The organism is Pigmentiphaga litoralis (genome assembly GCF_013408655.1).
GTDB lineage: Bacteria > Pseudomonadota > Gammaproteobacteria > Burkholderiales > Burkholderiaceae_B > Pigmentiphaga > Pigmentiphaga litoralis_A.
The window spans coordinates 2,673,853-2,694,622 of the sequence record NZ_JACCBP010000001.1; the positions used below are offsets into that span (position 1 = coordinate 2,673,853).

21 protein-coding genes are annotated in these 20,770 nt (G+C 65.2%); 9 read left to right on the top strand and 12 right to left on the bottom strand.

Translation table 11 applies throughout. The features are described 5' to 3' along the window. Positions 1-153 precede the first annotated feature (153 nt). The gene (locus HD883_RS12005; RefSeq protein ID WP_179585234.1) at positions 154-741 is read left to right on the top strand and encodes a TetR/AcrR family transcriptional regulator; all 588 of its coding nucleotides are present in this window, start codon (positions 154-156) and stop codon (positions 739-741) included. A 116-nt stretch (positions 742-857) separates the two neighbouring features. After that, positions 858-1,430 carry a DUF308 domain-containing protein gene (locus HD883_RS12010; RefSeq protein ID WP_179585232.1) on the top strand — a complete coding sequence of 191 codons (573 nt, stop codon included), beginning with the start codon at positions 858-860 and terminating at the stop codon, positions 1,428-1,430. A 31-nt stretch (positions 1,431-1,461) separates the two neighbouring features. Here the strand turns inward: HD883_RS12010 and HD883_RS12015 are convergent, their stop codons facing one another. Continuing rightward, complete coding sequence (locus tag HD883_RS12015; protein ID WP_179585230.1) at positions 1,462-2,910, bottom strand: MFS transporter; 1,449 nt, start codon at positions 2,908-2,910, stop codon at positions 1,462-1,464. Between the two features lie 22 nt (positions 2,911-2,932). Then, entirely contained in the window at positions 2,933-3,406 is a 474-nt protein-coding gene (locus HD883_RS12020; RefSeq protein ID WP_179585227.1) for a nuclear transport factor 2 family protein, read from the bottom strand. Between the two features lie 220 nt (positions 3,407-3,626). Between HD883_RS12020 and HD883_RS12025 the strand changes: the two genes are divergently transcribed. Further along, entirely contained in the window at positions 3,627-4,250 is a 624-nt protein-coding gene (locus HD883_RS12025; RefSeq protein ID WP_179585225.1) for a TetR/AcrR family transcriptional regulator, read from the top strand. Positions 4,251-4,259: 9 nt separating this feature from the next. Here HD883_RS12025 and HD883_RS12030 read toward each other — a convergent pair whose 3' ends face one another. Beyond that, a complete protein-coding gene (locus tag HD883_RS12030; protein WP_179585223.1) occupies positions 4,260-5,048 on the bottom strand; it encodes an IclR family transcriptional regulator in 789 nt (262 codons plus the stop codon). 207 nt (positions 5,049-5,255) lie between these two features. Here HD883_RS12030 and HD883_RS12035 point away from each other — a divergent pair, with 207 nt between their 5' ends. Further along, positions 5,256-6,230 carry a Bug family tripartite tricarboxylate transporter substrate binding protein gene (locus HD883_RS12035; protein WP_179585221.1) on the top strand — a complete coding sequence of 325 codons (975 nt, stop codon included), beginning with the start codon at positions 5,256-5,258 and terminating at the stop codon, positions 6,228-6,230. A 120-nt stretch (positions 6,231-6,350) separates the two neighbouring features. On the opposite strand, the gene HD883_RS12040 is transcribed toward HD883_RS12035, so the two are convergent. Both HD883_RS12040 and HD883_RS12045 read right to left on the bottom strand, forming a co-directional pair. Then, the gene (locus tag HD883_RS12040) at positions 6,351-7,853 is read right to left on the bottom strand and encodes a class I adenylate-forming enzyme family protein (protein WP_179585219.1); all 1,503 of its coding nucleotides are present in this window, start codon (positions 7,851-7,853) and stop codon (positions 6,351-6,353) included. Next, on the bottom strand, positions 7,850-8,878 hold the full coding sequence (locus HD883_RS12045; protein WP_179585217.1) for an alcohol dehydrogenase catalytic domain-containing protein: 1,029 nt from the start codon (positions 8,876-8,878) through the stop codon (positions 7,850-7,852). The genes HD883_RS12040 and HD883_RS12045 overlap by 4 nt, the downstream gene beginning before the upstream one ends. Positions 8,879-9,008: 130 nt before the next feature. Here HD883_RS12045 and HD883_RS12050 point away from each other — a divergent pair, with 130 nt between their 5' ends. From HD883_RS12050 to dkgB, 3 genes are all read left to right on the top strand, one after another. After that, complete coding sequence (locus HD883_RS12050; RefSeq protein WP_179585215.1) at positions 9,009-9,764, top strand: enoyl-CoA hydratase/isomerase family protein; 756 nt, start codon at positions 9,009-9,011, stop codon at positions 9,762-9,764. A gap of 108 nt (positions 9,765-9,872) precedes the next feature. Further along, positions 9,873-10,775, top strand: a complete 903-nt coding sequence (locus tag HD883_RS12055; RefSeq protein WP_179585213.1) for an NAD-dependent epimerase/dehydratase family protein — start codon at positions 9,873-9,875, stop codon at positions 10,773-10,775. 32 nt (positions 10,776-10,807) lie between these two features. Then, the gene (dkgB, locus tag HD883_RS12060; RefSeq protein ID WP_179585211.1) at positions 10,808-11,605 is read left to right on the top strand and encodes a 2,5-didehydrogluconate reductase DkgB; all 798 of its coding nucleotides are present in this window, start codon (positions 10,808-10,810) and stop codon (positions 11,603-11,605) included. Between the two features lie 38 nt (positions 11,606-11,643). On the opposite strand, the gene HD883_RS12065 is transcribed toward dkgB, so the two are convergent. After that, positions 11,644-12,636 (bottom strand): ABC transporter substrate-binding protein, encoded by a 993-nt coding sequence (locus tag HD883_RS12065; RefSeq protein WP_373563354.1) that lies wholly within the window; start codon positions 12,634-12,636, stop codon positions 11,644-11,646. Positions 12,637-12,677: 41 nt separating this feature from the next. Then, entirely contained in the window at positions 12,678-13,691 is a 1,014-nt protein-coding gene (locus tag HD883_RS12070) for a Bug family tripartite tricarboxylate transporter substrate binding protein (protein WP_179585207.1), read from the bottom strand. 251 nt (positions 13,692-13,942) lie between these two features. Here HD883_RS12070 and HD883_RS12075 point away from each other — a divergent pair, with 251 nt between their 5' ends. Next, positions 13,943-14,935 carry a LysR substrate-binding domain-containing protein gene (locus HD883_RS12075; protein ID WP_179585205.1) on the top strand — a complete coding sequence of 331 codons (993 nt, stop codon included), beginning with the start codon at positions 13,943-13,945 and terminating at the stop codon, positions 14,933-14,935. An 8-nt stretch (positions 14,936-14,943) separates the two neighbouring features. Here the strand turns inward: HD883_RS12075 and HD883_RS12080 are convergent, their stop codons facing one another. From HD883_RS12080 to pcaQ, 5 genes are all read right to left on the bottom strand, one after another. Further along, entirely contained in the window at positions 14,944-15,726 is a 783-nt protein-coding gene (locus HD883_RS12080; RefSeq protein WP_179585203.1) for an isochorismatase family protein, read from the bottom strand. A 39-nt stretch (positions 15,727-15,765) separates the two neighbouring features. Next, positions 15,766-16,761 carry an ABC transporter substrate-binding protein gene (locus tag HD883_RS12085; protein WP_179585201.1) on the bottom strand — a complete coding sequence of 332 codons (996 nt, stop codon included), beginning with the start codon at positions 16,759-16,761 and terminating at the stop codon, positions 15,766-15,768. A 74-nt stretch (positions 16,762-16,835) separates the two neighbouring features. Then, the gene (locus tag HD883_RS12090) at positions 16,836-17,711 is read right to left on the bottom strand and encodes an ABC transporter permease (protein ID WP_179585199.1); all 876 of its coding nucleotides are present in this window, start codon (positions 17,709-17,711) and stop codon (positions 16,836-16,838) included. Positions 17,712-17,803: 92 nt separating this feature from the next. After that, positions 17,804-18,595 carry an ABC transporter ATP-binding protein gene (locus HD883_RS12095; protein ID WP_179585196.1) on the bottom strand — a complete coding sequence of 264 codons (792 nt, stop codon included), beginning with the start codon at positions 18,593-18,595 and terminating at the stop codon, positions 17,804-17,806. 127 nt (positions 18,596-18,722) lie between these two features. Then, on the bottom strand, positions 18,723-19,670 hold the full coding sequence (pcaQ, locus tag HD883_RS12100) for a pca operon transcription factor PcaQ (protein WP_179585194.1): 948 nt from the start codon (positions 19,668-19,670) through the stop codon (positions 18,723-18,725). A 130-nt stretch (positions 19,671-19,800) separates the two neighbouring features. Between pcaQ and HD883_RS12105 the strand changes: the two genes are divergently transcribed. Beyond that, on the top strand, positions 19,801-20,769 hold the full coding sequence (locus tag HD883_RS12105) for a Bug family tripartite tricarboxylate transporter substrate binding protein (RefSeq protein WP_179585192.1): 969 nt from the start codon (positions 19,801-19,803) through the stop codon (positions 20,767-20,769). Position 20,770: the final 1 nt, after the last annotated feature.

Consider the following 20,770-nt stretch of genomic DNA (forward strand, 5'->3'; position numbering starts at 1 on the left):
TTTATGTTGACGGCGCAGGACGCGCCGCCGTTTGAACCCATTGTCACGGGCAGGTGACCGCCCCGCAATAGCAGCCGCACCCACATCTGTTATCGAATTAAGTGATAGCGCGTGCACGCTTGACATCGACCGACTAGTTGGTAGACTTCCGGCATGGATTCAGACCTTTCCCCCAGAGCTGCCGAGATTGTCACCTGTGCCCAGACCTTGCTGGTCTCGGGGGGCTACAACGGGTTCAGCTACGCCGACATCTCAACGTCGGTTCACATCAGCAAAGCCACCATCCACCACCATTTCCCGACCAAGGCGGAGCTGGTTCAGAAGGTCCTCAAGCGCTACCGCGAACAGGCGCGCGCAGGTATCGAGGCGATGGACCGCACCATCAAAGACCCGGTTCGGCGACTCGGTGCCTACACCGGATATTGGGAAGCCTGCATCAGCGACGACACGGCATCGATGTGCGTGTGCGCCATGCTGGCTGCGGAGTTGCCGGCCATCCCCAGCCTGGTGGCGGATGAGGTGCGCGGGCACTTTCACGACCTGTCGGCATGGTTGGCGAGCGTTTTGCAGGCCGGCGCAACAACAGGCGCCTTCCAGTTGCGCCAGACGGCCGACGTCGAAGCCATGACGTTGATGGCGACCATTCATGGCGCCATGTTGTCGGCTCGGGCGTACCGCGACCCCGGCATCTTCAAGGCGATCGTCAGCCCTATCGTGAAGCAACTGTCCCGGCCTGCTTGAGGGCGCGGCGCGGTAAAGACTGCTTGGCAGCCATCCCGGCCGCTTTTATTTCCCCCGGCAACCGACCAACTAGTTGGTTGGTTTCTGTTCCTTCACCTCTACGAACCGAGCATTTCATGACCACTGCCTTCAACTCCCCTGCTGTCTCCACCCCAGCGAATACCTGGCTGAAAACCTACTATTTTTTGCGTGCAGCGTTCTCCTTCGTCTGGGTCCTGGCGGCGCTGACGGCAGGCCGCACGACCCCGCTTGTCGGGATGATGCTGCTTGTCGCGTATCCCGCATGGGACGCCGTGGCCAACTTTATTGATGCCCGGCAAAGCGGTGGCGCTCGCCGCAACCCGACGCAGATGTTCAACGTATTTGCGAGCGGCATGGTGACCGTGTCCATCGCCGTCGCGTTGACCGTCAGCATGCATGCCGTGCTCGGCGTGTTCGGTGTGTGGGCGGCGCTGGCCGGACTGCTGCAGCTCGCCACCGGCGTCCGGCGTTGGAAGACCCATGGCGCGCAGTGGCCCATGATCCTCAGCGGCGCGCAATCGACACTGGCGGGCGTCCTCTTCATCCAGCGCGCTGCGGGGCCCGGCCTCCCGGGCATTGCCGACATCGCGCCGTACGCCGCGTTTGGCGCGTTCTACTTCCTGGTGTCCGGCATGGCACTGCTCGTGAAAGATTTCCGGCGCCCCTGAGCGTGCGCCGGAGTCGGCAGGGCCCCGGCCTTCAGGCCGGGGGTGCGCCGGCAGCGGGATAAGCGGCCATCCGGATCGTCGCCCTCGCGGCGACGATGGACAGGATGGCCGCGATCGTCAGACTGGCCGCCAGGCCCAGCATGGCGGCAACCAGCGCTGTCGCCATGGACCGGGGATCGGGCGACGGCCCTGCCACCGTAAAGAACACGCCACCGAAGATCGCCACCCCCAGCGCCGCACTGATCTGCAAGGCGGAATTGGTGATGCCGGCAATCATCCCGGAACCACTGGCCGGGGCGCGATCGATGACGGAACGTACCAGTGTCGGCAGCGCCCAACCCTGGCCAAAGCCCAACAGACCTATCGCAATGATCAGTGGCAGGTGCGCGGGCATCTGTCCGGGGGCGTCCGCGACCAGGACAGCCAGCCACACACAACCCACCACTTCCAGCACCATGCCCATGACGGCAACCCAACGACCGAAGACGCGGATCGCCAGCGGGGTCGTTAAAGGCCCGATGAAAAAGCCGATGCCGAACGGTAGAAATACCAGGCCCGTCTCCAAGGGGTCCAGGCCCAGCGCCGATTGCAGGTAGACGGAGAAGACCAGAAAAAATGCCGAGATGACATAGAAAAACAGCACGCCCCCCAGGCCGCTCATCAGGCCGGGCGTGCGGACCAGATCGACGCTGACCAGCGGCACCCCGCCGCGCCGGGCATAGGCCATCTCGTATCGCCAGAAGCCGTAGCCGGCGGCCGGGCAGGCGGCCAGCATCGCCAACGCCCACCCGGGCCACCCCATTTCGCGTCCTTCGACCAACGGCACGATGAGCAGGCCCAGGGTCAAAGCGCACAGCAGCACACCAACCAGGTCGACGGGTGCGGGGCGGTCGCCGCGGGCGTCGGGCAGCAAAGGCAAGCCGCCGATCAGGACCGCGGCAACCACGGGCAGGTTGATCAAAAAGATGATGCGCCACTCAAGGTGGAAAAGGTCTGCCGAGATCAATGCGCCGCCCAGCGCTTGCGCGACCACCGCCGCCAATCCGACTGCCGCCGCGTAGAAACCCAAGGCGCGTGAACGCTCATGTTCCGGAAAGAGGGCATGAATGGAGGCAAGGCCTTGCGGCGCCATGGCGGCGGCGCTCAGCCCTTGCAGCACGCGCCCCGCGATCAGCATCTCGGGCGAGCTTGCAAGCCCGCATAGCAGCGACGTCAGTCCAAAGCCAGTGATACCCAAGAGGAAGATCTTTCGTCTGCCGAAGATATCGCCAAGCCGCCCTCCGGTGATGAGAAAGACCGCATAGGCCCCGGCATAGCCGGAAATCACCATCTGCAGTTCGGCCGCGCTCGTCCTCAAGTCCGCTTGCATGGAGGGCAAGGCGACATTGACGATGAAGAAGTCCAGCGGGGGCAGAAACGCCCCGACCAGCAACACCGCGAATGCCAGCCAGCGGCGCTTGTCTGAAGTGTTCGTTTCCATGATGTTCAGCCCGGCGCCGCGCTCAGGCCGGAAGGCCGAAGCGTTCCGTTCCCGCAACCGGCGTCCAGTTCTGGAGCGGCGTTGCGTAATGCATGTCAAACGTGCGCTGTTCGAACGCCCAACGACCGTTCCTTCGCTGATAGATGTCGTGGTACTGGCCGCTTACCTGCAGGGGGCCCTGATCGACGTCGTAGAAAAGGCAATCCGCCGCCACCCGTCCGCGGCCCGTGTCTCCTTCCACGGTGATCAGCGCGTTCGCCATCCAGTGATGCATGTGTGGCATGCGCTTCATGTTCACACGCGCCTGCGCCAGGATGGCCTCGAGCCCTTCGGAGTTTCCATTCGCGCCAAGATACAGCCGCGAGTCCGGATGCCACAGGGTAGCCAGCAGCGCTTCGTTCATCGTATCGAAGGCTTCGGCGTAATTGGCAATCAGGGTCTCGATCGCAATGCGGCTTTCGATGGCGTCCAGGCGTGCTTCAAGGTCGTTTGACATGGTGATTCCGTTGCGTTGAACAGCGTTGATAAACATACCAATCGGTACATAAATAGTCCCAAAAAAACGCGGCCGTCTGTGTCTGGAAAGGCGCCGCGCGTGCTTATTTACATACCGATCGGTATAAATATACGGGGTGGAATTGCCCGATGTCAACCGCGCTCGTTGCCCACGGATTATGTATCGTTTAGTATGTAATTTTGGATAGCCGGAGAGTGTGATGGCGCAACGAGGCCGCCCCCGTACGTTCGACCGTGACGCGGCATTGACCTCGGCGATGCATTTGTTCTGGGAGCACGGCTATGAATCGACCTCCCTGTCTCAGCTGAAAGCGGCGATGGGCGGGGGGATTTCCGCCCCCAGTTTCTATGCTGCCTTCGAGTCCAAGGAGGCCCTGTACAAGGAGGCGCTGGAGCGATACATGTCGCTCTATGGAGACCTCACCAAGAGCCTTTACGATGCGTCGATCGCACCGCGAGAGGCGGTGTTGATGACCTTGCAGCGCGCGGCAAAGATGTATTGCGAGGGGGGACACCCGAAGGGCTGCATGGTGGCGTCCGGCGCCATGGGCGCGGGTGCATCCGGGAGCGAGGACATCACGCAGTTGCTTCAAGGCATGCGGGGCCGCGCACGCGCCGGCTTTCACGCTTGCGTGGAACGCGGCATCGATACCGGTGAATTGCGCGAGTCAACCGATGCCAAGTCGCTGGCCATCGCGTTCGACAGCTTTTTCATGGGTATTTCGGTACTTGCCCGCGACGGTGTTCCGTACGCCGTGATGAAGAAAGCCGTCGTGCAAGCCATGGGCATGTGGGATTGCGCCGTCAAGCCCGCTCGGGATTAGGCGCCGGGATCACCCCAAGCGCAGCGCCGACGAAATGCTGGCGGCCGTCCGCCGCGCGTGCTGGGCCAGTGGTGCATCGGCACGCAGTTCATCGTCGATCGACAAACCGGCCACGATGATCGCGGCCACTGGTTCGTTGTTGCGGCCCAGGATCGGGCAGGCCATCGTGCCGACCCCCGGCCGCATCTCGCTCAAGGCAAACGATATGCCGCCGTCGGCACGGATCGCATCAAGACGGTCCGCGACGGCCTTGTAGCGCTGGGCGCCGACCCGCGCCCGCCCGGCCTCGGGCGTCATGGCGGCCAATACCGCGCGGCCGCTCACGCTGGCATCCATCGGAAAGCGCGTGCCAATGTCCGTGATGATGTTGAGCGGGGTGGACGGCGTCCAGATGCGTTCGATGATGACCACGTGATCGAGCGCCGGGACCGAGATCGACACCACCGCGCGGCGCTTGCCGACACCCTTCTCCTGCAGTTCGATCGCATGCGGCAGCGCGGCCCGGCGCACGCCCAGCCGGTCCTGCTGCGCCGTGCCCAGCACCAGGCATTGCGGCCCCAGCGTGTAGATGCCGTCCCGCGCCTGCACCATGCCCCAATGCAGCAAGGTGCGCAGCAGGCGGTGCACCGTCGTGCGGTCGATCTGGGTCAGGTTGGCAAGCGTCAGCGCCGACGCGCCCTCGGGCAGCGGCAGCAGCGCATTGAGCACGATGAAGGCGCGGTCAATGACCTGGACGCGCCCGGTGGCGGGCGTCGCGGGTGGGGTGGCCTGGGCCGCATCGGAAGGAAGAGAAGTCATGGCGACTTTTTAACCCAGCGCCGCGCGCCGCGCTTTTTCCGATTGACGCGATCGCGGTGCATGGATAGTCTTTGTGTGCACACTACACACTGCAAGTGCGCAATATACACATAAGAAATCAGTCTGAGGCGGTGGGGACATCCCGGTGCACGGCGGCGTAGACTGCGTCGCTATCGAATCACGTCAGCTTTTTCCTGAAGGTGCCGCATGCCGTTACGTCCCGTCCTTACGCCGCTTTCCCTGGCCGCCGCACTGGCCATCGCCCTGCCCGGCGGCGCCCTGGCCGCCTACCCCGACAAGCCCATCCGGCTGGTCGTGCCGTTTGCGGCAGGCGGGGCGGTCGACGCGGTTGCGCGCACCGTGGCGGCCCGCCTGACCGACACGCTGAACCAGCGGGTGATCGTCGAAAACCGCGCGGGCGCATCGGGCACCATCGGCGCCGAAGCCGTCGCGCGGTCTCCGGCCGACGGCTACACGCTGTTGTTGACGGCATCAACCGTGGTGGTCAATCCCTTCATCATGAAAGAGAAGCCGCGCTTCGACACCATCAAGGACCTGACGGCGCTGAACCTCGTGGCCTCCGGCCCCTTGCTGTTCGTGGCGGCGCCCAACGTCAACGCCACGTCGGCGCAAGACTTCGTGGCCAAGGCCAAAGCCAATCCCGAACGCTTCAACTTTGCCGTGGGCGGCTTTGGTGCGGCGGGCCATCTGGCGGTCGAATCGTTCAAGTTCCGCGCCGGCCTGCCCGTGCCGACCATTCTGTACAAGGGCACGGCCCCTGCCCTGGTCGATCTGATGGGCGGCCAGGTCAGCGGCATGATCGATCCCTTGCTGACGTCCCTGCCGCCGGTCAAAGGCGGCAAGTTGAAAGCGTTGGCAATTACCGGCGACAAGCGCAGCCCGCTTGCGCCCGACGTGCCGACCTTTGCCGAAGCCGGCTTTCCGGACGTCAACTTTTCAACTTGGTATGGGTTCTGGGGCCCGGCCAACCTGCCGCAAGACGTGATCGACACGCTGGAAGGCGCGGTCAAGAAGGTCGTGGCCAATCCCGAGGTCAAGACCTGGTTCGCCAGCCAGGGCCTGGATCCCTCGGGTATCTCGGGCGCCCGCTTCCGGGCTTTCATCGATCAGGAGTCGGTCAAGTCGCAGCAGATCGTGAATGCCGCGCACATCTCGGAATAAACAGGCAACGCGGGCGGCCTCACGCCGCGCGCGGTTGCAGCCCATGCATCCCGCCTATACCGGATGCGCGCCGTCATTGATCACCGATCAGACCTGAGCGGACGTCAACCTTGAGCGCGCTCAGTCCGGATCCATCAACAGCTGCCGGACCTTCGCGCGCTGGATCTTGCCGTAGTGCGACTTGGGAATGCTGGCGGCAAACCTGACGACCCGCGGCTTCTTGAAGCCGGACAGCACGGTGCCGCAATGGGCCAACAGGCCCTCGGCATCCACGTCGGCCCCGGCTTCCCGCACGACCAGCACGCCGATCCGCTCTCCCCACTCCGGATCCGGCAATCCGGCAGCGGCGGCGTCGGCCACCCCCGGATAGCTGCACACGGCGCGCTCGACCTCGTCAGGCAGCACCGACTTGCCCCCGGTCCGTATCACTTCCTTGAGCCGGCCCGTAATGCGCAGCACACCCGTGTCGTCCAGCATGCCCAGGTCACCGCTGCGGAACCAGCCATCCTGGAAGGTTTGCGCCGTCAGGTCCGGCTTGCCCCAATAACCCGCGGCCAGGTGCGCGCCGCGGATCCAGACTTCACCTTCCACATCGGGCGCCGCCAGACCGTCATCCGCGTCGATGCGCACTTCGCAACCGAACAAAGGCCGGCCCGCCGTGCGGATGCGCGCGTCACGCGTGGCGGGATCGCGCAGCGCGTCGGGCGACTGATAACAACTCCACGACGCTTCGGTCAGGCCGTAGATGATGCCGATACGCGGACCGAATGCGTCAATGGCCGCCATGAACACGTCGGGTGGGATGGCCGCCGCGCCCACATCGATCGTGCGCAGCGCCGACAGGTCGGCGTCTTGCGGCCGGGTCTCTTTCAACAGCCGCACCAGATGTGTCGGCACCAGGGACGTCGATGCCGCCCGATACTGCTGCAACAGGTCCAGGAAACGCTGCGGCTGGAAACGTCCGGCCAGCACCACCGTGCCCCCCGCTGCGATCTGCGCGAACACCACGATGGCCGCGATCGGCCAGATCGGCCGCATGTTCAGCATGACGTCGCCGGGGCCCTGGCCGCGGCCCGTCACGATGTTGTGCAGGGCGGACGTCAGGCTGCCATGCGTGATGATCACGGCCTTGGGCACCCCCGTCGTGCCACCGGTGTAATTGAGTGACGCCATCGCTTCGGGCGCGGGCCGCGACGCCGGTTCGGCGCGCCGCGGTGCGTTGGCGACGTCCACTTCCAGCGGAATCAGGCGAACGCCGGGGACGGCAGCGTGCAGCGCTTGCGCCCGTTCGGCATGGTCGTGACCGTAGGCCAGCAGCCGCGCGCCCGCATCCCGCAACTGCGCGGCCTGCTCGTCCAGGCTCAGGCTCGGGTCCAGCGGCACCCGCACCAGTCCGGCCGACATCAGCCCGTAATCCCACAGCAGGTAGTCCGACGTGTTGTCGCCCAGGATGGCCACCCGGTCCTGGAACGCGTAGCCCTGCTCGCACAACGATGCGCCCAGGCCGAACGCCAGGCCCGTGAACTCGCCGATGGGCAAGGCGCGGCCGCTATCCGCATCGATCACCGCGACCTGCTCGGGCCACTGCTGCGCGCACCGGCGCAAGACGCTGCCAACGTTCATGACCAGCCTTCCATCACGACCCGCCCTTCCACCGCCTTGGCATCGACCAGGGCATGGCCGTGCGACGCTTCATCGAACGACACGGTGGCCGAAATGATCGGCTTGATCTGCCCGTTGGCCAGCATGGCCAGGGCATGGCGGATGTCTTCCAGCGTTGCGCTGCCCGACCCGGCAATCCGGATGCGGCGGCCGATCAGCAGGCCCGGTGACACGTCCACCGGCTTGCCATCCAGATTGCCCAGCACGACCACGATGCCGCCTTGCGCCATGGTGCGCAGCACTTCCGGCAGCGTCATGCCCAGGTTGTCGATTGCCACGTCCACCCCCTGCTTGCCGGTCAGGCGCCAGACCTCCGCGCCAAACTTCAGGTCTGGGGCCACGACCACCTCGTCGGCGCCCAAGGCCTTCAGATGCTCGGCCTTGGCCGGGCTCGACGTCACCGCAATCGATCGCGCGCCCAGCGCCTTCACGATCTGGATCTGGTGGATGCCCAGGCCGCCGCTGGCCCCCGTGATCAGCACCGAATCGCCGGGGCTGACATTGGCCAGGGTCCGCAGCGCGCGCAGGCTGGTGCCGATCGGGCAGCAGGCCAGCGCCGCCGCTTGCCACGGCAGGCCAGCCGGCACGCTGATCGCCATGCTGGCGGGCACGCTCACATATTCGGCATAGCCGCCCACCGTATCGACCGCGGGCAGGCCCAGGGCACGGCACATGTCCTGCCGTCCGCGCAGGCAGTTGCGGCACATGCCGCAGAACTGGCGCTGATAGATGACCACGGCATCGCCCACCTTGTGGGTGATGACATCGGCGCCGACCTCGATCACCTCGCCCGCGGTCTCGTGCCCCAGCACCACGCCCGTCTTGGCGCCGGGCAGCTTGCCCGCGCGGTGCAGGATGTCGTGGTGGCAGATACCGGCCGCGCGGACCCGCACCAGCACGTCGCCCGGTCCCGGACGCGGGGTGTCGACTTCCTGGACCTGCAGGGTATCGGGCCCGCCAAAGGCGGAAAGGATGACGGCTTTCATGGGTCGCTCCGAATGATGAATGTGCGTTATATGCACATACTGTTTACATTGCACACATTGGGATATAGTTTGCGACTCGAGCCGGATGGTGTCAACGCCGAATGTCCGCTCATCATGACAAGGAGCGTCCATGACCATCGAATTCCGTCCGGTTGCCAACGGCATCCATGAAGTCCTGCTGCAGCGGCCCGAGCGCATGAACGCCCTGGACACCGCCAGCAAACGCGCGCTGGGCGACATCTGGCAGGCCGCCAACGACGATCCCGCGGTCAAGGTCCTGATCGTGCGCGGCGCCGGCGACCGCGCCTTTTGCGCCGGGTCCGACATCAAGGAAATGCAGGCCACCGGCACCATGGTCGATACCGAGACACTGATGCGCGCCATTCCTGGCGTCGGTGTCGAACTCAACAAACCTGTGATCGCCGCCATGCACGGCTTCACGGTCGGCATGGGCCTTACGCTGGCCATCCATTGCGACTTCCGCATTGCCGCGGCCACCGGCAAGATCGGCTTTCCGGAAACGCAGCACGGGATGCTGTCGGGCGTCAGCGCCCTGACCCTGCCGGGCATCGTGGGCGAGGCCAAGGCGCTGGACCTGATGCTGACCGCGCGCATGCTGACCCCGCAACAGGCACTGGACATCGGCTTGGTCGATCAGGTCGTGCCCGACAGCTGGCAGGCCGCGCTGGAACTGGCCGACCGGCTGGTCGCCAATTCGGCGGCAGCGATGGCGCAGACCAAACACCTGATCCTGCTCGACCGCCGCCGCCGCATCCGCGAGCATGCCGCGGCCATTGATGCGGCGCGGCTGGCGATCCTGGACTCCAAGGAATTCGGAGATGTCGTCAGGCACACGCCAGGCGCCGGTCGCGTGCGGGACAACTGATCACGATCATTCTTGACTGGCAGTCAAATATCATTGGACCGATGACGGGTTTTTCGCAAACCCCGACAGGAGGACACTGCAGTCTGTTCCTACCTATCGGAGTGTGTCATGCACGTTTTCATCACCGGCGCGACCGGCTTCATCGGCGGCTCGATCGCCCAGCATCTGCAACAACACGGCCATACGGTCAGCGGCCTGGCGCGCACCGATGACAAGGCGCGCCAGCTGCGCGCCCTGGGCATCGAACCCGTCATCGGCACCCTGGATGACCATGACGTGCTCGCGGACGCGGCCCGGCGTGCCGACGCCGTCATCAACGCCGCCGACAGCGACCATCGCGGCGCCATCGAAGCGCTGATCGATGGCCTGCGCGGCAGCAACAAGCCCCTGCTTCATACCAGCGGGTCCAGTCTGATTGGCGACGACGTGGGCGGTGACCGCCTGTCGGACCGGATCTTTGACGAGGACACGCCCTTCATCGTCGAAGACGGCAAGCAGGCGCGCTACGCCATCGACAAACTGGTGCTGAATGCCGCCGAGCAGGGCGTGCGCGGCGTCGTCATCTGCAACACCATGATCTATGGCCGCGGCGCAGGCCTGCATGCGGACAGCGTGCAGATCCCGCCTCTGGTCGAGCAGGCCCGCAAGAGCGGCGTGGTGCGTGTCGTCGGCAAGGGCGTGAATCGCTGGTCGAATGTACACATCGAGGACGTGGTCGAGCTGTATCGCCTCGCCCTGGAATCCGCGCCGGCCGGGGCCTTCTACTTCGTTGAAAACGGCGAGGCCTCGTTTGCCGAGATCGGCGCCGCCATCGCGCACCGCCTGGGCCTGGGCCCGGTCCAGTCATGGACGGTGGAAGAAGCCACCCGCGAATGGGGCCAGGGCCACGCCCGCTATTCCTTCGGTTCCAACAGCCGGGTACGCGGCGTGCATGCCCGTCGGGACCTCGGCTGGTCGCCGCGCCGTGCGTCGGTGACCGACTGGATCGAACACGACATGCCGCTGGCCTGAGCCGCGCTGTCCTTCACCACAAGGAGTTTTCCATGAGCATCCCTGCATTCGGGCTGGGCACGTTCCGCCTCAAGGACCAGGTCGTCATCGACTCGGTCAGTACCGCCCTGGAACTGGGCTACCGCTGCATCGACACCGCGCAGATCTACGGCAACGAAGCCGAAGTCGGGAAGGCGCTGTCGGATAGCGGCGTGCCGCGCGACGAGGTGTTCATCACGACCAAGATCTGGGTCGACAACCTGTCGCGCGACATGCTGGCCGACAGCCTCAAGGACAGCCTGGATCGCCTGCGCACCGACCGCGTCGACCTGACGCTCATCCATTGGCCGTCGCGTACGGTGCCGGCGGCGGAGTCACTGGAAGCCCTGGCCCGCGCGCAGTCCGATGGGCTGACGCGTGCGTTCGGCATTTCGAACTTCACGACGGCGCAGATGCAGGAGGCCATCGACGCCGTGGGTGCACAGCAGATCGCGACCAACCAGGTTGAACTGCACCCTTATCTGCAGAACCGCAAGGTGGCCGACTTTGCACGGCAGCACGGCATCCACATCACGTCCTACATGACCCTGGCCTATGGCAAGGTGCTGAAGGACCCGGTGCTGGAAGCGATCGCGGCCCGCCACGACGCCACGCCCGTGCAGGTGGCGCTGGCCTGGGCCATGCAGCTGGGCTATGCGGTGATTCCGTCGTCGACCCGCCGCGACAACCTGGAGAGCAATCTGCGCTCGCGCGACCTGCGCCTGTCGGATGAGGACATGGCGCAGATCGCCGCGCTGGACCGGGGCGAACGGCTGACCAGTCCTGCATCGATCGCGCCAGAGTGGGATTGAGCGCCCTCAAGTCCGAACCCGCCCAAACTTGAGCCTGTTCAGTTCTTTGACAGGTCCAGGGTGGATGGATCGAACAGTTCCGCGATCCCCACCTGCCGGGGCGACAGCCCCTGCTCGTGGTGGTATCGCGTAAAGGTTTCGAGCGTGTGCCGGTTGGCGTCAACCCCGTAGCTCCAGAAGTCGTCGCCCATCAGGGCGCGCGACGCATGGTATTCGGACACGCCCCAGGGCAGCGAGGTGTACAGGTGGCCGATCTGCGCCAGTTCGGTCATGGCCAGCGCCTTGGCCTGGTTGAAGGCCTTGAACACGCTGACCGGCAACCACGGGTGCTGTTCGACCAGGGCCCGGCGAATGCCGATCACATGCATGATCGGGAAGAGCCGGGTGCGCCGGTAGTAGTCCTGCTCGACCTGCTTGAAATCCGGAAACAGCAGTCCCACGTTAGGTGCGCCGCGCGTGAACGACGACGGCGCCTTGGCGCCGAATACCGCATCCAGTTCGCCATTCGCCAGTTGTTCGGACAGCGTCGCGTTCGGCGCGATTTGCGCCAGGTCGATGTCATCGGGCAGTTGCAGCGGCGCGCGTTCCTGGCGGCCGGCCTGCTCCACCCCACCCCGCCGCCAGTGCACCTGGTTGGCACGCACGCCGTAGTCGTCCTGCAGCATGCCGCGGATCCACACGTTCGCGGTGATCTGGTATTCGGGCACGCCGATGGTCTTGCCCGCCAGGTCTTCCGGGCGCGTGATGCCGCGATCGGTCCGGATATAGATACCCGAGTGACGGAACACACGCGACACGAAGGCGGGCACGGCCACGTAGTCGGCCTGCCCGCGGGCCGTCATGACGGTATGGCTGCTCAAGGACAGTTCGGAAATGTCGAAGGCCTGTCCATTGAAGGCGCGATGGAAGATTTCTTCGGGGTGCAGGGCGAGCGGCAGCAGATCGCACCCCTCCACGGTGACGCGCCCATCGAACAGGGCGCGGGTACGGTCATAGTCACAACAGCCAAGGCTGAGCTGCAAACGGTTCATCAATAGGTCTCCTGTCTTGTCACGGCGCGAATGGCGAACGCTCATTCGGCCTGGATATTGGCTTCCTTGGCGGCCACGCCATACTTTTCGAAGTCGCTGCGGATGAGCTGCATCATCGGGCCAGACGGCATCACCAGCATGTCGAGCCCGGCGTCGTTCAGCCGTTTCGTCACGTCCGGCATCGCGGCCACCTGGCGGATGTCGGCCTCCAGCTTGCTGGCGATGGCCGGGGGCGTCCGCGGCGGCGCCATGAAGCCATAGTAGTTGTCCAGCGAGAAGTCCTTCAGCGCCGGCACACCCGCTTCGCGGAAGGTCGGCACGCCGGCGGCAGACGCACTCGGGTCTTTCGAGAACAGCGCCAGGGCGCGCAGCCGGCCTGTCTTGGTGAACGCGATGGCGGCCGGCGCGGAGACCGCGGCGGCCGGCACATGCCCGGCCAGCACGTCGGCTACGGCTGGCGTACAGCCCCGGTACGGCACGTGCAGCGCCTTGATACCGGTGGCGTGCTTCATCATTTCCAGCCCGAAGTGGTGCGGGCTGGCCACGTTGCAGCTGGCGATCGCGTACTTGCCGGGATTGGCTTTCAGCAGGTCGACAAATTCGCGGGTCGTGGTGGCAGGCAGGGCCGACGGGTTGGTCACCAGCATCATGGGCGACGAGGTGACAAGGCCGAGCGGCACGAAGTCCTTCGTGAAGTCGAAGGTCAGGTTCGGGTAGACGACCTGGTTGATGATGTGCGTGTTGGTGGCCAGCAGCAGGGTGTAGCCGTCGGCCGGCGCACGCACCACGGCTTCGGCGCCGATGGATCCGCCCGCGCCTGCGCGGTTTTCCACGACCACGGGCTGCTTCCACAGCTCGGCCAGCTTTTCGCCAAAGATCCGGGCGGTCACATCGGCCGCGCCGCCTGGCGTGAACGTCACGATCAGCTTGACCGGGTGGTCCGGAAAGGCCTGGGCCGCGGCCGGACCGGAGAAGCTCAGTGTACTGACGATTACTGCTGCGGCGGCGGCGATACGCGCGCCGTGCGCCGGCCTGAAAGGGGTGTTGCCTTGCATGACATCTCCTGGTTGGACGGGCAGACGGGCCAGGTTGCCGCCGCTCGTCCTCAAATTGGAACGATTTATGCTTATTGGTACGGGTTCATGGACCCGTACCCGGCGCCAGAGACGCGCCGTAGAAGAACCCGTGTAGCGGCATGCACGCTCGCGTGCACCGCACGCCGCCGACGCACCGCATCGGCAGCGCATGCACCAAGGTATTCCCAGGAGGAGACAGGGTCTTCCGTCAACAACCTGGCCGAGAGCACATGGCGAACCGACACCCTCCCCTCAATTCCCTCAAGGTCTTTGAAGCCGCCGCCCGTCACCTGAGCTTCAAGAAGGCCGCCGAAGAACTGTGCGTGACCCCCGGCGCCGTCAGCCGGCAACTGAGTCATCTCGAATCCCTGATAGGAGCACCCCTGTTCCGGCGCGTCAACCACGGCATCGAACTGACAGCCGCGGCCAGGCTGTGCCTGCCCAAGCTGCAGGAAGGCCTGGCCTGCCTGCGCGAGTCCGTCGAACAGATCTTTGAACATACCGAGTCGCAGACGCTGTCGGTGTACGCGGCGCCCTCCTTCGCCATGCGCTGGCTGATGCCGCGCCTGCACCGCTTTGCGCTGGACCATCCGGACATCGACGTGCAGGTGTCGACCCGCATCAGTCCGTTCGTGGGCCGCCGCGGCACGCCGCAGGCCACCCTCGACATCCATGCATGGACCGACCAGGCCGACGTGGTGATGATGTTCGGTGATGACCACCTGCCCGCCACCACGCCGGACCTGCACGTGGAGCCCCTGATGCCGCTGTCGATCACGCCGATGTGCAGTCCCGATCTGCTTGACGGGGCGCACGGCATGAGCGATCCGGAAGATGTGCTGCAGCATCTGCTGCTGCACGACAACCGGGGATTGCGTTACGGCACCAAGTCGTTCTGGCGGCAATGGCTGGACGCAGCAGGGGTCAGCGCGCCCAACGCCGATGGCGGGCCGCGTTTCACCCATTCGCTGCTGGCGCTCGAAGCGGCGATCGATGGCATGGGCGTGGTGGCGAGCACGCCCATGCTGGTCACCGATGCGTTGCGCACCGGCGCGCTGGTCGCGCCGTTCGACCTGCAGGTGCCGTTGGGCTGCGCCTATCACCTGATCAGCAAGCCGGCCGCGTACCAGCGCAACGACGTCGCCCTGTTCCGCAACTGGCTGCATGCCGAGGTCAAACGCAGCCGGCACGATGTGCCGCGGCGCCTGCCCGCCTATGCCTGAACCCACGTTCAGGCAATCGCCCGCAGCGGCGGCACGGACTGGGTGCTGGCCTTGGTCGCGCCCGAGGGAAGCTTGAACATGCCGTTGGGCAGCTCGCGCATGTAGGCGATGATCTCGGCCGTCTTGAGAACGTCAGCGTACTTCGCATTCATGTCGCACAGGTTGATGGCGTGGCTGGCCTCGCTGCGGTCGAAGCAGCCTTCTTCCGAAATGGTGACGCGGTAGTTCATGCTGAACGCGTCGAGCACGGTCGCCCGCACGCAGCCCGAGGTCGTGGTGCCGGTCACGATCACGCTGTCGCAACCCAGCAGGGTCAGATAGCTGGCCAGGTTGGTGCCATAGAAGCCCGACGGCTTCTGCTTGTAGACCACGATGTCCTGCGGCTGCGGCGCGATCGCATCGACGATGGCGTTGCCGTCCCGGTCGGGGACCGGCTGCGCCACGTCCTCTTCGTTGCGATTGTTCTTCCATCCCCACGACCCGGAGTCCCAGTTGTCTTCGCGCCGGAAGCCCGTCGTGTAGATCACCGGCAGTTCCTTCATGTGCGCGGTGTCTATCAGTTCCTTGATCGAGTCGATCGCGACCCAGCTTTCCGCGCCGCACGAATTGCGCCAGCGCTTGATCGATTCCAGGATGGGCTCGTCCGGCCGATCGCCGGCAAAGGCCCAGCTCACATCGATCACAAGCAGGGCGGGACGTTTGCCGAAGGCGCCCCGCGCGCCGTACCCGGAGGCGGCGAACACCTCCTTGTCGCGGGGGGTCAGGAATTTGTCCCAGATGCGTTCAGACATGGCTAATGCTCCTAGCGGGTTGGTGGCAATGGATCAGGCTTACTTGACCGCGACATTCTTCTGGACGAACTGCATGTCGATGACGCCCGCGTACGGCACGTCCTGCTTGAGCATGCCCGCGTCCATCACGACCGACTTGGACGTGGTCCAGGCTTGCTGCGAGACCAGGCCGTCGCGGCTCCAGATCTCGTCCTTGAAACTGCGATCGATCGTCGCCTTCAGATCTTCGGGCGGCATCGTCGGAAATTCCTTGCGCGCGATCTCGGCGGCTTCGGCCGGATTCGCATAGGTGGCCTGCAGCCCCTTCATCACGGCCCGCACGAACTTCGCGACGGTTTCAGGCTGCTTGGTGATCGACTCCAGGCGCACGTTCAGGGTCGAGTAGGCATAGGGGCCGAGTTCACGCGGCACGTTGTAGAACGGCTCTTCGAACAGGCCAGCCCGGATCCCCTGCGTGATCTGCGGTTCGGCGGCCACGATGATCTGCGCGCGCCCCGCCTTCACGGCAGCCAGGCCACCCGCCGCCGTGGTCTCGAGCAACTCCACATCCTTCTTGGAATCCACCTTCCACTTGTCCAGCAAGAACCGTGTGATCGAATTGGGGGTGCCGCCGACCGCGCCGGTGGCCACGGCCTTGCCCTTCAGGAAGGCGGACATGTCCTGCCCCGTGGGCGCCATGCCTTTCTTGGCGACCAGATACACGTTGCCGCGATCCACCACATTGACGACGGAGCGCAGTTCGGCGCCCTTGAGCTTGGCGTAGGCGTTGTGTTCCGGGCCGCCAATGAAGGCAAAGGCCTGGCCCGACAGCACGGCATTGGTATGGCCCGATCCGCTTTCGATCGTGACGACCTTGAGCGCCAGGCCTTCCTGCGCAAAGAACCCTTTGTGGATGGCGACATAGAGCGGCAGGTAACCGGTGGAGTGCACCGGTTCGGCCACCACCAGGGGTTCAAGGTCGGCGGCCTGAGCGGTCGCGGTCAATGCAAGCGCCAGGGACAGGCCGCGGAAGACGGAAGAAAGGCCGAAGGTCATGATGTGCTATCCCAGGGTGAACGACAAAGAAAGGAAAACGGGACGGGCCGGACGGCCCGATCCGAAGGCAAAGATCAGTGCGTGACGCCCTTGCGCAGCACGCGCTCGAGCCAGGACACGCCGACATACATCACGATCGACAGGGTCGCGAGCACCAGCACGGCCACCCACACCAGGGCGATCTCATAGGTCTGGCCGGCATACATGATCGTGCGGCCCAGGCCGTGCTGCGAGGCAATGAACTCGCCCACGATGGACCCCGTCAATGCCAGGCCGATGTTGACCCGCAAGATGGAGATGATCCAGGGAATGCAGGCCGGCACCACCAGCTTGCGGAACACCTGCCAGCGCGATGCGCCCAGCGAATAGAACAGCCGTTCGCCGTCCGGATCGATGGCGCGTACGCCGGCATAGGCGGTCAGCGTCGACACCACCAGCGTCAGGGCGGTGGCGATGGCGACCTTGGACGCGAGGTCCATGCCGAACACCAGGATCACCAGGGGGGCCAGCGCCAGCTTGGGCAGCGATTCGAAACAGATGATGTAGGGCTGCATGATCGCGGCGTAGTTGCGCGACCACCAGAACGACAGGCCCAGCGTGGCGCCGCCTACCGTGCCAAGGAAAAAGCCCATCAGCGTGGACCGGAAGGTGTAGCTGATGTCGACGAAGGCATTGCCGCTTTCAAAAAAGGTCAGCAAGGTCGCCCAGATCGCGGTGGGCCGCGACCAGAAGAAGGCATCGATCCAGCCATATTCGGCGGCCGCTTCCCACAGCGCGACGCCGCCGACGAGCAGGCCCAGCTGCGCGGCCAGGATGATCTGGATGGGCCACGCTTTCTGCACCGGCAGGCGGCGCACCTTGCGAGGCGTGGCCGCGCGGCGGGCGGCGGGGGGCGCGGGCGTGGACAGCACGGCGCCGACGCCGGCGTCAGTGACGGTAGTCGTGGACATGAACGTTTCCTTGCAAGGACGAAATCAGGCGGAGGCGGGATCGGGCCGCGACGTCATGCGGCGACGTCACACGGCGACGTCATGCGGCAACGTCAGGCGACAGCCAGCGGCGCGTCGGACGTGTCGTGCGACAGCAGCGACAGGCAATGCTCTTTGATCTCGATGAAGCGGGGATCGGACACCAGCGCACGCGATCGGGGGCGCGCCAGCGGCACATCCAGGCGCTCGACGATGCGGCCGGGCCGCGTCGCCATCACATAGATGTCATCCGATAAATAGACCGCCTCTTCCACGTCGTGCGTCACGAAGACGACGGTCTTCTGGAAGTCGGCCCAGATCTGCAGCAGCCAGTCCTGCATGCGTGATTTGGTCTGCGCATCCAGGGCGCCGAAGGGCTCATCGAGCAGGATGATGTCGGTGTCCGTCAGCAAGGTGCGCAGCAGCGCCGCGCGTTGCCGCATGCCGCCCGACAGCGCGCTCGGGTACACGTGTTCAAAGCCGGCAAGACCGTATTTGCGCAGGTAGGGCAAGGCACGTTCCCGGGCTTCGGCCACCGGTACGCCGCGGATTTCCATGCCGAGCACGATGTTGTCGAGCACGGTGCGCCACGACAGCAGCAGGTCTTTCTGCAGCATGTAGCCCACCAGCCCGATCATGCCGGTCACGTCGTCGCCATCGACCCGCACCTGGCCCGAGGTCGGCGCCTGCAGGCCGGCGATCACGTTGAACAGCGTGCTCTTGCCGCAGCCCGACGGGCCGATCAGACTGATGAAGCGCCCTGCCGGCACCGTCAGGTCGACGGGGGCCAGGGCCTGGAATACGCCGTTCGGCGTGGGGAAGGAGACGGAAACCGCATCGAGCTGCAAACGGGCTAGGTCGGGCATCTGACTTCCTGCATGGCGCCCGGAACCGGGCTGACAGAAAAAGTGTAGTGATGCGCCCTGCCCGCGCCAAACGACTTTTCCTCGCTCGGCGATTGAGTTTTGGTGATGTGGCTGTGACGGCGCCTGGCTACGCTTCGCGCGCGTGCCGCCGTGCCGCGGCCGCGATGCGTATGCAATCGATCAATTCGGTGACCACCTGGGGCCGCACGCCATCGCTGCGCAAGGTCAGTCCCACCGACCCCGTGGTGTGCCGCGTATCGCAGGCCAGCCGCACCAGCGTGCCACGCGCGATGTCCTGCTCGACCGTACCGACTGCGATGAACCAGATCGCATCGCTGGACTGCACGTAGGTGCGCGCGAACGAGTCGGACATGGTCTCGATGCTGCCGCCTTCGATCGACGTGCTGGACCGGATCAGGAAGGAATCGATGCTGTGCCGGATCGCGGTGGACGGCAGCGGCAGCATCATGCAGTAGGGACTGAGCGCATGCGGCTCGACAATGGGCATGCGCGCGAGCGGGTGGCCGGGCCGCACGACGATCACCACGTCTTCGGCATAGAGATGTTCATAGGACACGCCAAGCATTTCGGATGGGTCGGCCAGGCGCCCGAGCAGCAGATCGATCTCGCCCCGCTTGAGCAGCGCCAGCAGCTCGGCATTGACGCCGATGTGGACCTTGAAGCGCGTGGCGGGCCACTTCTGCCGGAACATGCGCACCGCTTCCGGGGCCACGGTTTGCGCGACGGTCGGCAACGCACCAAAGGCGATGGTGGGCGCTTCGGGCCGCACCGCCGACGACACATGGTCCAACCCCTCGCGCAGCGTGCGCAGGCTGCTGCCCGCATAGCCCAGCAGCACCTGGCCCGCCTCGGTGGCGACCACCCCGCTGCGCGATCGGGTGAAGAGCCGGACCCCCAGCATGTCTTCGAATTCGGACAGCGTCTTGGACAAGGCGGGTTGCGAGATGCCCAGGGCATGGGCCGCGCGCCCCATGTGACCATGCGAGGCAATCGCCAGCACGCAATGCAGATGCCGAAGTTTGGTGCGATTCCAGCCGGTCAGGTCATGGTCCATGAACGCTCCTCCCGCGTGCACGAATCATAACCAGAAGGAAAACAAGCATCCACAATATTCATTTGCCATAACCTGAGCGACTACCTACAGTGCGAAGCAACCCACCTATAAAAAACCACGGAGGAAGACAATGAACCGAGCTCTACAGGCAGGCTGCGCCGCACTCATCGCCACGCTGGCGGCCGCGCCGGTGCTGGCCCAGACCCCCTATCCGACCAAGCCTGTCCGCATCCTGACCGGGTCCCCGCCGGGCGCGCCGTCCGACATGGTGGCCCGCATCCTGGCTCAGCAATTGGGTGACAAGCTCAAGCAATCCTTCGTGGTCGAAAACCGCCCTGGCGCCAACAATGGCCTGGCCGCGTCGCAAGCAGCGCGTGCCGACGCCGACGGCTACACCTTGCTGGTCACGCCTGACACTGTCGTGACGGTCAACCCGCTGCTCTACAAGAAAATGGAATTCGATCCGCGTGCGGACCTGGTTCCGGTCGCCCGGGTGGCCAGCTTCAACCAGATGCTGGTCTGCAATTCGGCCTTGAAGATCGCCAACGTCGCGCAGCTGGTGACGCGGTCGCGTGAAAAGACACTGACCTACGCGTCGGGCGGCCTGGGCTCGCCGGGCCACCTGGCCGCGGCCATGTTCCTGTCGGGCGCGGGCATCACCATGGACCACATCCCTTACAAGGGCCCCAGCCCGGCGCTGAGCGACGTGATGGGTGGCCAGGTCGATTGCGGATTCCTGACCACGCCCACCGTGTTGCCGAACATCCAGGCCGGACGCCTGACCGCGCTGGCCGTGTCCTCGTCCAAGCCCTCGCCGATGGCGCCCAACGTGCCCACCCTGACCCAGGTCGGCCTGCCCGATATCGACGCTTCGTTCAGCCAGTATCTGATGACGCCCAAGGGCACGCCCGACGCGATCGTCAGTATGCTGCAGAACAGCGTGCGCGAAGCCCTGGCCGACCCCGCCGTGCGCGAACGGCTGCAGGCGCTCGACCTGACCCCGGTCGAAGAAAACGCCGCCGCCTCGCGCACCCGCCTGACGCAAGACACCACCAAATGGTCGGCGGTCGTCAAGCGCCTGAACATCCAACCGGAATGAC